This is a genomic window from Edaphobacter bradus, from assembly GCF_025685645.1.
Taxonomy (GTDB): Bacteria; Acidobacteriota; Terriglobia; order Terriglobales; family Acidobacteriaceae; genus Edaphobacter; species Edaphobacter bradus.
In genome coordinates, this window is record NZ_JAGSYF010000005.1 from 1 (window position 1) to 12922 (window position 12922).

Annotated in this window: 11 protein-coding genes and 1 pseudogene; 7 read left to right on the top strand and 5 right to left on the bottom strand. The window is 55.9% G+C overall.

What is annotated here, in order from left to right; translation table 11 throughout:
- The 4 genes from OHL16_RS17630 to OHL16_RS17645 form a co-directional block, all read right to left on the bottom strand.
- Positions 1-256: hypothetical protein (locus OHL16_RS17630; RefSeq protein ID WP_263368519.1), on the bottom strand; the 256-nt coding region annotated here is incomplete at its 3' end.
- Positions 257-263: 7 nt separating this feature from the next.
- The gene (locus OHL16_RS17635; protein ID WP_263368520.1) at positions 264-1223 is read right to left on the bottom strand and encodes an AraC family transcriptional regulator N-terminal domain-containing protein; all 960 of its coding nucleotides are present in this window, start codon (positions 1221-1223) and stop codon (positions 264-266) included.
- Positions 1224-1374: 151 nt separating this feature from the next.
- Positions 1375-1776 carry a Rid family hydrolase gene (locus OHL16_RS17640; RefSeq protein ID WP_263368521.1) on the bottom strand — a complete coding sequence of 134 codons (402 nt, stop codon included), beginning with the start codon at positions 1774-1776 and terminating at the stop codon, positions 1375-1377.
- Positions 1777-2011: 235 nt separating this feature from the next.
- Positions 2012-3028, bottom strand: a complete 1017-nt coding sequence (locus OHL16_RS17645) for a zinc-dependent alcohol dehydrogenase family protein (RefSeq protein WP_263368522.1) — start codon at positions 3026-3028, stop codon at positions 2012-2014.
- Positions 3029-3333: 305 nt separating this feature from the next.
- On the opposite strand from OHL16_RS17645, the pseudogene OHL16_RS20395 reads away from it, so the two are divergent.
- Positions 3334-3462: pseudogene (locus OHL16_RS20395) on the top strand (helix-turn-helix domain-containing protein); the annotation flags it as partial.
- Between the two features lie 102 nt (positions 3463-3564).
- Here the strand turns inward: OHL16_RS20395 and OHL16_RS17650 are convergent.
- Positions 3565-4593 (bottom strand): helix-turn-helix transcriptional regulator, encoded by a 1029-nt coding sequence (locus tag OHL16_RS17650; RefSeq protein ID WP_263368523.1) that lies wholly within the window; start codon positions 4591-4593, stop codon positions 3565-3567.
- 267 nt (positions 4594-4860) lie between these two features.
- On the opposite strand from OHL16_RS17650, the gene OHL16_RS17655 reads away from it, so the two are divergent.
- From OHL16_RS17655 to OHL16_RS17680, 6 genes are all read left to right on the top strand, one after another.
- Positions 4861-5205: a hypothetical protein gene (locus tag OHL16_RS17655; protein WP_263368524.1), complete on the top strand. Its 345-nt coding sequence runs from the start codon at positions 4861-4863 to the stop codon at positions 5203-5205.
- Complete coding sequence (locus OHL16_RS17660) at positions 5205-6437, top strand: efflux RND transporter periplasmic adaptor subunit (RefSeq protein ID WP_263368525.1); 1233 nt, start codon at positions 5205-5207, stop codon at positions 6435-6437. The genes OHL16_RS17655 and OHL16_RS17660 overlap by 1 nt, the downstream gene beginning before the upstream one ends.
- 38 nt (positions 6438-6475) lie before the next feature.
- Entirely contained in the window at positions 6476-9688 is a 3213-nt protein-coding gene (locus OHL16_RS17665) for an efflux RND transporter permease subunit (protein WP_263368526.1), read from the top strand.
- Positions 9681-11123: an efflux transporter outer membrane subunit gene (locus OHL16_RS17670; protein ID WP_263368527.1), complete on the top strand. Its 1443-nt coding sequence runs from the start codon at positions 9681-9683 to the stop codon at positions 11121-11123. Before OHL16_RS17665 ends, OHL16_RS17670 begins: the two co-directional genes overlap by 8 nt.
- A gap of 29 nt (positions 11124-11152) precedes the next feature.
- On the top strand, positions 11153-11809 hold the full coding sequence (locus OHL16_RS17675) for an RNA polymerase sigma factor (RefSeq protein WP_263368528.1): 657 nt from the start codon (positions 11153-11155) through the stop codon (positions 11807-11809).
- A gap of 75 nt (positions 11810-11884) precedes the next feature.
- On the top strand, positions 11885-12778 hold the full coding sequence (locus OHL16_RS17680) for an NmrA family NAD(P)-binding protein (RefSeq protein ID WP_263368529.1): 894 nt from the start codon (positions 11885-11887) through the stop codon (positions 12776-12778).
- Positions 12779-12922: the final 144 nt, after the last annotated feature.

Consider the following 12922-nt stretch of genomic DNA (forward strand, 5'->3'; position numbering starts at 1 on the left):
TGATCCAGGATGGGCGCACGCATTTCGCGGCCGCGCCGCCTTCGAACATGGCCAAGTCCTCAAACTGATCGCTGGCCTTCGCTAGCTCGTAAAGCTTTCCGGTTTTGCTAGCTCGTGATCTGTCGGCTTCTTTCTTGTTTTCCCGGGGCATGCCCCGGGGGAAAAATTGGTCGCCGCGTGGTGAAGCAGGCGAATGGAGCTGGCTCAGAGTGTCATAGCGGCCCACTCCTTCAATCTGTCGAAGACGGGCTTGCATGCCCAGTTCAAACGGATTGCTTTTGATACTGCAGCGGACTCATTCCTGTGAGAGCCCGGAATTGATGGTGAAGGGTTGAAACGCCCATCCTTGCTGTAGAAGCGAGTTCTTCCATGCGCAGAGGCTTTGCATAGTTCTCTCTCAGCCGCGAGATCGCTCGTGCTGTTTGTTGAACCAGATCACCGCTTGTTGCAATGGCGCGCAGTCTGCCTGCCTGCGGTGTCCGAAGAATGCGATACAGGATCTCGCGGTGAGCCAAGGGACCGAGAAACGGTATGTCCTCCGGCGTGTCGAGAAGCTCAAGCATACGCATCGCGGCACCGAGCAACCCGACGGTGGCCTCACCAACGACGAGCCCTTGACGATGCGTAGAGGGCGGCCTCTCTGGAATGTCATCCCGGCTCAGAACTTCCCGGACCGTTGGCATGTCGAGGCGAAGGAAGATTGACAGCGGCGGTGTCTTCTCCGAGGCTTCGACGATCTGGCTCTGCGCGGGTACGTCAATGGACGAGAGCAGGAACGAGGAACTGTCGCATAGGTATTCCGTTCCACCGAGCAGGATGCGCTTCCGTCCCTGGACAAAGATGCTTAGACCCGGCTCATAAGAAGCCCGGAAGCAAGGGGTTGGACTGGTCCGGTGATAGAGCGACAGTCCCGGAATCGGCGTCAGATGTTCTCCAGGCTCCTGTGCCAGCTCTCTAATTCTTTGCGCAAGGGAGCGCCTCATTTCGACCACGGCCAAATCTGGCGATCCCGCGTCTCTTTTTGGCTTCAGCATCCTTTGCCTCCCAAAAATAGCGTGACTCCAGGCAACCAAACATGTGCACGAAATCCAAGAATGAGACAGGCGATCTCTTAGTGACTCTGGGCCGCTTGAATTTGCCATTTTCACTGAATAACCTGCGCCTCTTAATTTTCTGATAATCACTGCACCAATATCTCCAGTTCCGATTACGCCAATGTTCATAGATTCTCCTTTTCCTTAGTGATAGCGGATTCCCTGATTCGTGAGTTGGCTAGTGAGCGTTCAAATTCGCGCTCAAGGATCCCAGGAACTTCCTCGCCGCGGTCCTACTCGCCGCACCCCGCCTGTGGCTCAGAGCTTGTGTGTCCAAGCCCTAGTCGCGAACGACGACCACGGCTGATACTTCGAGGAGCGCCCCCGGCACCCCGAGTTGTGTCACCCCGACGCCCGTCCAGGCCGGGTGTGGCACCCGGATCCGCGTTGCCTTTATGTCCACGAGTTCGCGCAACTGGCTATGTATGTCGCCGACGTGATAACTGTTCAGGCTCGCCACATCATCAAGCGTCGCTCCCGCTTCGTTGAGAATGGCTTCGAGCGTCGTGAAGACGTTCTCAGCCTGACTGCGAAAGTCGGGAGGAAGCCGTCCCTCGGCGTCGGCCCCGACGATGCCGGAGACGAGAATCTGGTCACCGATCCGGACTGCCGGCGAATACTGGTACGTTTCGGAGGGGGCCTTAAACGAGGGCGTTACGATGGTCGTGAACGGCTTTGGCATCGAGTTGCTCCTCTCAGGTGAGGCGCGGCTTCGCCTCGATGGAAATGTTGATTCTGCTTACGGCAATATGTGCTACCGATCGCTTGACCCAGAGCCCGATCCAGTCTGCAGCGACGTCTGATCCGGCATTCGCATGCCTCTTCACCTCTTGGCACATCCAAGTGACGGATCATGGTTCAGCTCATAGCGGTGGACAACCGCGTGCCGGGTGATGCGGACTCGAGTTGGATCGCGCTCAGTCGCCGACCTTGATCACGACCTTGCCGAAGTGGTTGGCCGATTCCAGATACGCGTAGGCTTCGCGCGCCTGATCGAAGCTGAAGACCCGATCGATCATCGGCCGAATCTTTGCGGCGGTGACGAACCGATTCAGGTCTTCGAACATCGCACGGCTACCGACGAAAATGCCCATCACGCGTGCGGATCGCATCAAGATCGACTGAACCTCAATCGCAGTTGACCAGCCGCCGACACCGCCAACGATGGCAACCGTGCCACCGGGGCGTATGGAGGCTAGCGAACGACCCAGAGTTCCGTCGCCGCCAACCTCGACGACGACATCGACACCCCGTCCGCCGGTGATCTGTCGCACCTCCTGCTGCCACTCGGGATTGTGGCGATAGTTGATCGTGTGGTCCGCTCCGAGGGAGCGCGCGCGTTCGAGCTTTTCATCACGGGAGGAGGTGATGATGGTGCGCAATCCAGCGGCTTTGGCTAGTTGGAGCGCCCATATTGAGACTCCGCCGGTTCCCAGAAGCAGCACGGTGTTGCCGGGCTTAGCGGCACCCCCAACGAAGAGAGCGTTCCACGCCGTGACGCCCGCACACGGGAGTGTCGCCGCCTCAGTGAACTCCATCCAGGAGGGAACCGAAATTAGTGTGTCTTCGGGAACGACAATTTCTTCCGCCAGCATGCCGTCAATGGCGGCACCCGGCACCCTATGGGTACTTTCAGGCGTCGGCTCGCCATCGATCCAATCGGGGTAGTAGGGGATGGCGACGTGGTCGCCGACTTTGAAGCGAGTCACTTGCGGGCCGATTGCGATCACCTCACCCGCACCATCAGCAACGGCGACGGGCGGCGGATCGCTTGGGATCGGGTAATTGCCCCAGGCAATCATTAGGTCGCGATAATTGAGGGATACCGCGCGCACGCGCACCCGGACCTCGCGCGCTGTGGGGTTTGAAACCGTGTGCTCGATGAGCTCGAGTGCATCCTGCTTTCTGCCGGAATAAATTCGATACGCTTTCATCCAAGATTCTCCTGTTTTTTTTGAGCCGCAAAGGAACGTCGGCCAATCTCAGTGCCGATCTTGTCTACGGTAACGAATGGGAGACTTATAGTAACTAGCACGCGGCGTCAATATACTTGCAGAAGCCACCATTCCTAGCTGTCATTGCGCACTATTCGAATGCGCCTTTGTCGGCGGCACACGAACTGAACCTGCGCCATAACCAGACCTGTCTACGTTGCGAACAATCGCGATGATGCACAACATATTTGCAAGGCTGGCTCGGTTACTCCTCGGACTGAGGGTCAACGAACCTTGGCACACATATCCATATTCCCTTCGTGCATGGCGAAATAGGGCTGTGCATCGGCACGACGCGCGAGACAGTCACGGGTATCTTGGGAAGCTTCCAACGTCGGCGGATTGAACATATGAGCGGCCCGGTTCTGACAATCAGAGATCGGTCGCGCTCAAGCGTTTTGCCGACATCTGAGCGCCAGATGCCCGCAGCTAAACATACGGTTCATGTCGTTCACTTCTGGCAGGGGACTATGGGCCTAGGACAAACTGGAAACCCCGGTCTCTTTCCAATCGGTTCTCCACTGCGATGGTGTGGTCCCCTCCCAGTTGCGAAAGGCACGATAGAAGGAGTTTGTGTCTTCGTAGCCCAGTTGGAAAGCCACCTCGTTGATTTGTATTCCAGGCTGGGCAAAGTATTTTCTCACTAGTTCCTGGCGTACCGCAAGGAGAAGATCCCGGAACGTGGTCCCTTCCTTAACGATGCGGCGCTGTAAAGTCCGAACGCTCAATCCGAGTTCGCGCGCAACATCCGTGATGTCGGGCCGGCCGCCGGCGAGCATCTGTTTCAAGAGCCATTTCACCTGCTCGCTCGCAGATGTTTCCTCTCGACACCCTCTCGCCTTCTTCTCCAATGCACTTTGTACCATCTCAAGGAGTTCGGCATTGTAGGTTACAAACGGGCGATCCAAATCCTGGCTGTGGAGGACGATCGCATTGCGCGCCGCGCCGAAATTGACCGGACAATTGAAATACGCTTCGTGGGTATTGCCGCGCTCGCGCCGCTGTTTCAAATCGATCCGTTTAGGCCTAATAGGAACTTTGGCTCCCCTGCGCCCCAATTCAACAAGAATGGCCAAGCACGCATCGACCAACAGGGGTGGCTCCTCCTCGGTAGCGTACAGCCATTTTTTCGAAATCACGCATTCGTCTCTTCGCTCCTGAATACGCATCTCCGCCGGCGCGCAGAGTTGATTGAATCGTGCATGCCGGGTAAGCGCGTCTCGATAATCGCGAGCATAATACGACGCCAGCGTCGCCAGCGGGAGAGCCGCAAAATCGACCTGCGAGACAAAATTCAAACCAAATGCATGATCCGGACACATTTCACCGATGCTCCGCCAAAGAGCAAAGAACTGCGCCGTAGTGAGAAGGTACGCCTCGTCTTCGTAAGCGACGAGAGGCAGATGCGCATGGTGCAACGCCGCCGCGGGTGCAAGGTCATATTTCTGAAGCTGTGTCCAGAACTGTCGGGGCACTTTGATGCGATCTGGTATCGAACAGGCCATGGGCAAACTCGCGCAATTGAAGGCACTTATGGCGTAGCCTGAACTCCATTCAGAGCTCAGTCCGCAGACCTCATTGTTGCCCTCCAGGGGTGCCTTTGTCACTCGCAAAGTGTGCCAATTTTCATGCGAAATATGCCAAGAAGCCTGCACAAATACGAAATTTAGTTCGGCATCGTTGGCAAGAACTTCGGCATGGATTGCTAGTTACGAGTGCAGACGATTTCGCCACAATCTCAAATGTCGTGCCATTTCGGAGGTGAGGACGCGATGTTGCAGGTCACGGTTCACGAAGATGGCGACTTCTGCAGGCTGGAACTTGCCGGTAGGCTCGCGGGCCCATGGGTGCTTGAAATCGAATATGCCTGGCGATCCGCATTGCACTCAGGCCGGCAGATCGAACTAGACATGAGGCAGTTGACGGGTGTCGACGATGCAGGGCGCGAGCTCTTGTTGGCCATGCATCTGGCCGGGGTGCGCCCCGTGGAGGGCGTGTGGATGAAAGGCATTGTCGAGGAGATAACGGAAGACCGGCCGATCGACGACACGATGCGGGTTTCCCGAAACAAGAGGGCCTCGAGAGATCAACGTTCCGGAAGCAGGAGAAGCAACTGATGAAAATCAATTCCTTTCTGAAACTGAAGCACCTGGCATGGGCCTCTGGTGCCCTGGTCGCGGCCATCCTGGTGAATGTAGTCACTCGTTCAGGGGCTAAGGCCTCGGTGCGGCCGTCCTCGGCGCCCGTGGTGGAGGTTGCAGCCGTTGAAGAAAAAGACGTTCCCGTTTACGGCGAATGGATCGGAACCCTTACCGGGCAGGTGAACGCTGATGTGAAAGCGCAGGTCACGGGCTACCTGCTCAAGCGGGACTATAAGGAAGGTTCCTTTGTACACAAGGGCGAACCGCTCTTCGAAATCGATCCTCGCCCATTCCGGGCCGCACTCGACCAGGCAAGGGGGCAGTTAGATCAGGCGCAAGCGCAGCTGATTCAGGATGAGGCGCAGCTCGCAACAGCGGAAGCGAACCAGATCAAGAGCCAGCTCGATGTTGAGAAGTATGCTCCCCTGGCAAAGGCTGATGCCGTCAGCCAGCAGGATTTCGACAATGCAAACCAGACTAACCTCGCGAATAAGGCGCAGGTGAAGGTGGCAGAGGCATCCATAGCTTCCGCGCACGCACAGATTCATGCCGGTCAGGCCGCAGTCGAGACCGCCAGCATCAACCTCGGTTTCACCTATGTTGTCTCTCCAATAGACGGTATTGCCGGCATCGCACAGGCACAGGTTGGTGACTTGGTCAGCACCAGCAGTGGAGTACTCACCACGGTTTCAACGGTCGATCCCATCAGGGATTATTTCAGTGTCAGCGAACAGGAATATCTTGCCCTGCAAAAGCGGTTTTCGGGTTCGGAAAAGGATCGCTGGAGGCTGCAGCTCATTCTTGCCGACGGATCCGCATATCCGCATGAAGGGGAGTTTTACTTTGCCGATCGCCAGGTGAATCAGAACACCGGTGCAATCGAATTGGCCGCTCTGTTTCCCAATCCCGCCAACGTTCTGCGTCCTGGGCAGTACGGAAAGGTGCGCGCGGTGGTTCGAACACAGCAGAATGCCCTTTTGGTTCCCCAAGCTGCAGTCACTGAGCAACAGGGCAGTTACCAGGTTGCGGTTGTGGAGCAAGACGGCCGTGTGGCCATGAGTCCGGTTCAAGTCGGAGAGCGGACGGGCACGATGTGGGTCATCCGCGAAGGGTTAAAACCGGGTGATCGAGTGGTCGTCGAAGGCCAGCAAAACTTGCCGCCGGGAACAAAGGTGCAAACCAAGCCCTTCAAGAGCAATGTCGAGTAACCGCTGACCAATAGCCAAAACGCAAAGGGAACGGAGTTATGTCCAAGTTCTTCATCAACCGGCCGATAGTCGCGATGGTTATCGCGATTCTGATGGTGATTGTCGGCGCAGTCACGATCTCGACCCTGCCGATAACGCAGTTTCCGAATATTGCACCACCCGAAATCTGGTTGCAAGCGACTTATCCCGGCGCCGATGCCAAGACCCTTGAGGACGCGGTCGCAACACCCATCGAGCAGCAGGTCAACGGCGTGGACAACATGACTTACATGTACTCGCTGAACGCGACCGCCAATCAGCAAACACAGTTGATGATCGATTTCGACCTTAAGACTGATCCCAACATGGACCTGATGCTCACGCAATCGCGCGAGCAGCTGGCAACGGGTCAGTTGCCGCCCTCGGTCAACAGTTATGGGGTCTCCGTCAAGAAGGCGGTTACCGCTCCGCTCATGATCATCGACCTTTATTCGCCACACGGAACCCATGACGGGACCTATCTATCTAACTATGCCTACATCAACCTGAATGATCCTATCGCGCGCTTGTATGGTGTGGGCCAAACCCAGGTCTTCGGTGCAGGCCAGTATGCCATGAGGCTGTGGGTGAAACCTGACCAATTGGCAAAGCTCGGCATCACAGTCGCAGACATTTCCAACGCTATTCAGGCACAAAACACAGTGAACCCAGCAGGTCAGGTTGGAGGCCAACCGGCGCCTCGCGACCAGCAGTTCACCTATGCCGTGCTGGCTCAAGGACGCCTGAAGTCGCCGGAGGAGTTCGGAAACATCATCGTGCGCGAAGCACCAAACGGTGGCATCGTTCGCGTGAAAGATGTAGCCCGGGTCGAATTGGGCACCCAGGACTATAGCATGCTCTGTCGGCTGAATGGCAAGGTGGCTGGCGGGATCGCTGTGTACCAATTGCCCGGAACGAACGCTGTTCAAACTGTGGAGGGTGTCCGAAAGCTCCTGGCCCAGATGAAGCAGCGTTTTCCCGAAGATATGGATTATGCCATAGCCCTTGATCAGACGGCCCCGGTCACAGAAGGCATGAAGGAGATTCTCTGGACGCTCGTGATCGCGATTGTGCTTGTGATCCTGGTGGTCTACCTCTTCCTCCAAGATTGGCGTGCCACGCTGATTCCATTGCTGGCGGTACCTGTTTCCCTGGTTGGAACGTTTGTTTTGTTCCCGCTCTTTGGTTTTTCGATTAACACGCTTTCGATGTTCGGGCTGGTACTCGCCATTGGCCTAGTCGTGGACGACGCGATCGTCGTTGTTGAAGGTGTGCAACGCCACATCGAAGAGGGTTTGAATCCCAAAGATGCGGCTCGTAAAGCTATGGAGGAGCTCTCCGGGCCCGTGATCGGCATTGCATTAGTTCTCTCGTCGGTCTTTGTTCCGACCGCCTTCATCCCCGGTATCACGGGAAGGTTGTATCAGCAATTCGCAATCACCATCGCCATTTCGGTGGTCCTCTCTGCCTTCAATGCCCTCACGCTTAGCCCCGCGCTCTCCGGACTCTTGCTGCGGAGAAAGAAGGAGAGCCATGGGTTATTGCAGAGGTTCTTCGACTGGTTCAATAGCCTCTTTGAACGCGTGACGGGAGGCTACGTCCACTGGTCGGGTGCGCTTCTTCGGAAGGGAGCAATGGTGCTGGTGCTGTTGGTAGCCTGTGGCGCGCTCGGGCTCTTCTTTGGCAGCCGGCTTCCATCCAGCTTTCTGCCCGACGAAGACCAAGGATATCTCTACATCAGCATGCAGCTTCCCAATGCTGCGTCACTGGAACGCACAAGCGAGGCAGCGCGACATGTGGAGCAAATACTCGCCGATACCCCTGGCGTCCAGTACACCACCAGCGTAGCTGGTTTCAGCTTGCTGAGCTTTGTTCGGACCAGCTATAACGCCTTCTTTTGGGTCAGCCTGAAACCTTGGGATGAGCGCAAGAGCCGCGTAGAACAATATCAGGCTATCAAGGCACGTCTGGATGAGGAGCTTAAGAACCTTCCAACCGGAACAGTCTTCAGCTTTTCACCGCCGGCGATCCCGGGGGTCGGCACTTCAGGAGGCGTCACATTCGTCCTTGAGGACCGCGCAGGCAGGGACGTGCAATTTCTGGCAGATAACGTAGACAAATTCCTCGCAGCGGCTCGCAGGCGCCCTGAGATCGGCACGATCTTCACCACATTCATACCCAGCGTGCCCCAAGAGTTCATTCACGTCGACCAGGAAAAAGTGCTGAAGCAAGGGGTGGCGTTGAGCGACGTCTACAACACCATTCAGGCGAATATGGGCGGCCTGTTCGTCAACTATTACAACCAATTCGGTCGAACCTGGCAGGTGTACATAGAGTCCGAAGCCCCCTACCGTTCGAATACCAATAACCTTGGACAGTTCTACGTGCGCAACAACCAGGGTGAAACGGTGCCGCTATCCGCTCTCGCATCGTTTGAGACACGCTCAGGCCCTGAGTTCACGATGCGCTACAACGAGTACCGATCCGCGCAGATTAACGCTAGCGCTGCGCCTGGCTACAGCTCGGATCAGGCGAGGGCGGCTCTCGAAGACGTCTTTAAACGGACCATGCCTCATGAGATGGGCTTCGACTACATGGGTATGTCTTACCAGGAAAAGAAGGCGGAGGAGGGAGTACCCTCGTCAGTCATCTTCGGATTCTCCCTCCTCTTCGTCTTCCTGATTCTTGCTGCGCTCTACGAAAGCTGGAGTCTACCGTTCAGCGTTCTTCTTAGCACACCAGTCGCAATATTGGGTGCCTTTGGAGTGTTGTGGCTACGTCGCGTCATCGTGGGCCTGTTCCTGCCGCCTTACATGGTTCAGATGGAGAACGATGTTTATGCGCAGATCGGGCTGGTGATGCTGATAGGGCTGGCCGCGAAGAACGCAATTCTTATTGTCGAATTTGCGAAAGAACAATTCGAGCATGGCAAGCCGCTGATCGATGCGGCGCTCGAAGGCGCACGGCTTCGACTGCGGCCCATCATGATGACCTCTTTTGCGTTCATTCTCGGCTGCGTGCCGCTCTGGACGGCGTCGGGCGCTGGCTCCGTCGCGCGCCAGATCATGGGCACGACCGTGATCGGAGGCATGACAGCGGCAAGCGTGCTCGGCATATTCACCGTGCCCGCGATCTTCTATTTGGTCGAGCGATGGTCCGCGGCGGCCCGGGCTCGTTTCGTGACCCCCGTACCGCAAGACGATGCAATCGCGGAGGGTAGTCAAGATGCTTAATAAAGTTCAGAACAGATTGAGCTCAAGACCCGGGCGGATCCTTCTCCTGTCGGCCTCGATGCTCTCCGGCTGTGCCGTGGGCCCCAACTATCATCGCCCGGCTGTGCAGACGCCTCCGGCCTTCCATGGACCTGACCAATCGCAACAGTTACAACCACAATCCGCATCGTTCGCCGATCTGCCCTGGTGGCAGGTGTTCCACGATTTTCAACTGCAGGAACTCATACGAACGGCGCTCAAACAGAACTATGATCTGCAACTGGCGGTCGAGCGGGTCAATGCCGCGAGAGCTCAAGTCGGCATCGTGCGCTCTAATGAGTTTCCGATGGTTTCACTTGACCCCACTTTCAGCGGCGGAAAGACCGACCAGAACATCAAGTCCAACATCTTTTCGCTCGCTGGCGATGTGGTATTTCAAGTCGACTTATTCGGGCGCTATCGACGCGCGACCGAAGCGGCCCGGGCACAACTTCTGGGAACCCAGGACGCACAACAAACCGTAATCCTCACCCTTGTCAGCGATGTGGCGAGCGATTACTTTCTCCTTCGCGACCTCGACCTGCAACTTCAGATCACAAAAGAAACAGTGCGAACCCAGCAAGACTCTGTCAACTTAACCCAGCTGCGCCTGCAGCACGGTGTAGCCACGACGCTGGACGTGCTTCAGGCCCGGCAAGTGCTCGACACCGCAAATGCCCAGATCCCAGATCTGGAGCGCCAAATCGGCCAGACCGAGGACGCCATCAACATTTTGCTGGGCAAGTATCCGGACAACGTTCCTCGCGGCCAGCCCCTTGGTATTGAAACTCCAGACGGCTGGACGTGGAACGAAAGCCTTCCACCGCAGTTACCCGCTGGACTACCGTCTGAGCTGCTTGAGCGCAGGCCTGACATTCGGGAGGCAGAGCAGAACCTGGTCGCTGCCAACGCAAACATCGGCGTCGCCAAAGCGATGTTTTTCCCGCAGATCTCGCTCCTCGGCTCCGGGGGCGCGGCATTCGGGCATAGCCAGTTTCCCGGATCGCATATCCCGGCCCCTCTCGGAGTTGGAACATACGCAGCAGCCGCATCGCAGCCAGTTTTTGAGGGCGGCGCACTGCGCAACAACCTGCGCTATGCCAAATCAGAAGAGCGTCAAGCTCTGATCGGCTACCAGCAGACGATTCAGCGGGCCTTCGGAGATGTCTCTGATTCTTTGATTGGCTATGACAAATATCACTCCGTCCGCGAGCGCCAGGAACGGTCCGTGAAGGATCTACAGGAATCGGTCAACGTATCGCTCATGCGCTACAAGGGCGGAACCGCCACTTATCTCTCGGTCCTTGATAGCCAACGATCTCTCTTTGCCGCCGAACTTACGTTGGCGCAGGCGCGAAACAACGAGTGCCAGAGCCTTGTCCAGCTCTATAAAGCACTGGGCGGCGGCTGGAAATAAGCGGGAGAAATCAGCCCAGAAGGAATTCGATGAGCACCCAGATCTTCAAACACTCCGTCGCGCAACACTCGCAAGTATCTGATGAGCAGCTGCTTTCCAGAGCAAGATCTGGAGACCAAGGAGCATTTGGCGAATTGTGCTTGCGGTACACCGGAATGCTCAAACAGAGAATATTGAGGATCGTCCGCAATCGCGAAGACGCGGAGGATGTTCTTCAGGAGACTTTAATGCGGGCATACCGGCACTTGGATACCTTCAGAGGTACGTGCAGCGTCTCTACCTGGATGATGACGATCGGAATCAACACCTCTCTCATGGTTCTAAGAAAACGACGAAGCATGCCGGAGGTCATTTCGGAGCAAGTCTTTGAGGACTGGCAGAGATTTGAATCACCGGAGTTTCGAGATCCCGGGCTCAATCCTGAACAACGCTACATAGCAGACCAGACGATCGACAAGTTGCGCAGCATTATGCGCCGCCTCCCAGCACACATGCGCACCGTGATAGATCTCTATTGTGTGCACGAGCTTCGCCTCAAGGACGCCGCAGCAATCCTCGGTATTACTGAAGCGACCGCGAAATCCAGAGTTCTCCGAGGGCGGAATCGACTCCGTCGTTCACTAAGCACCAGACGAATCCCTGACCGCGCAACAGTTAGGCGTCGCGAGGACCATCCACCGGTGTGAAGCAACCACGCCCTCACAGATCGACAAGCCTGGATTTCAAACTACTCAAAAACAAATAGTAAAAAGGAGATTCAAATGAACAGTTCAAGCAACCTGCTCGTGTTGGGTGCAACCGGACAAGTAGGAAAACTCGTCGCCACCAATCTAAAAAGGAGTGAAGCATATTTTTCGGTAGGGTCGCGACGGAGAGCGAATCTGGAAGAGCTGGCAAACCAATTTGGATCATCGCGATTTATCGATCTCGATGATCCACGAACTTTCGATGAGGCATTAAAAAACGTCTCCAGCATTTTTCTAATAACTGGTTATACGGTTGACATGCTTGTGCAAAGTAAGACACTAATCGATGCGGCAAGACGTAACGGCGTGAAGCATATAGTGCACCTGGGCGTATTCAGCCGAGAGCATGACTCATACCAGATCGTTTTCTCCTGGCATCAGTTGATTGAAGCATATCTTCGCGATAGCGGCATAGCGTGGACGAATCTACATCCGAATATGTTCATGCAGACTTTTCTCACCGGGTTGGTCGTCAAACCCGGTGTGTACAGCATGTTCACTTCGAAGCCGATTGAGTTTACCGCAGTGGAAGATGTAGCAGAAGCTGCAGCCGTAATTCTCATGGAAGGCCCGGAAAAACACGGTGGAAAGGACTACTGGTTTTCGGCGGACGCACTCGCTCCGGACCAAGTAGCTGAAACTCTCACTGCAGCTACCGGTCACAAGTTCACAGCAGACGTTCGTGACGTCGAAAGTTTCGCAAAAGAGGTGGGTGGGCCTGGTTCAACATACGAGTCGGGGTACGCAAAGGGCGGACCCCAATTTTTCCGCGAGGTCGAACACGGAAGAATGGCCTACATTGGAACGGTAGTGGACGATACGAAGAAAATTCTAGGTCGCGAGCCATTGTTGCTGAGGGAATGGGCAAAAGTACACGCCAATGAGTTATTGGAGATTGCGGGTAGCTAAAACTGTTGAACTATTTCCATCTCAGTTGCAGATCTGCAGAAGGCCTGCAACTGAGTAGGAAATGGCACGCGACCAATAGAAAGAACTTCTAGGTTGCGAGCCATTGTTGCTATCGGATTGGGCAAACTACACGCCAATGAGTTG

Bases quoted from the DNA above. Each gene is read 5' to 3' on its own strand.
- OHL16_RS17635 (WP_263368520.1), bottom strand. From the start codon at position 1,223: ATGAACATTGGCGTAATCGGAACTGGAGATATTGGTGCAGTGATTATC.
- OHL16_RS17640 (WP_263368521.1), bottom strand. From the start codon at position 1,776: ATGCCAAAGCCGTTCACGACCATCGTAACGCCCTCGTTTAAGGCCCCC.
- OHL16_RS17645 (WP_263368522.1), bottom strand. From the start codon at position 3,028: ATGAAAGCGTATCGAATTTATTCCGGCAGAAAGCAGGATGCACTCGAG.
- OHL16_RS17650 (WP_263368523.1), bottom strand. From the start codon at position 4,593: ATGGCCTGTTCGATACCAGATCGCATCAAAGTGCCCCGACAGTTCTGG.
- OHL16_RS17655 (WP_263368524.1), top strand. From the start codon at position 4,861: ATGTTGCAGGTCACGGTTCACGAAGATGGCGACTTCTGCAGGCTGGAA.
- OHL16_RS17660 (WP_263368525.1), top strand. From the start codon at position 5,205: ATGAAAATCAATTCCTTTCTGAAACTGAAGCACCTGGCATGGGCCTCT.
- OHL16_RS17665 (WP_263368526.1), top strand. From the start codon at position 6,476: ATGTCCAAGTTCTTCATCAACCGGCCGATAGTCGCGATGGTTATCGCG.
- OHL16_RS17670 (WP_263368527.1), top strand. From the start codon at position 9,681: ATGCTTAATAAAGTTCAGAACAGATTGAGCTCAAGACCCGGGCGGATC.
- OHL16_RS17675 (WP_263368528.1), top strand. From the start codon at position 11,153: ATGAGCACCCAGATCTTCAAACACTCCGTCGCGCAACACTCGCAAGTA.
- OHL16_RS17680 (WP_263368529.1), top strand. From the start codon at position 11,885: ATGAACAGTTCAAGCAACCTGCTCGTGTTGGGTGCAACCGGACAAGTA.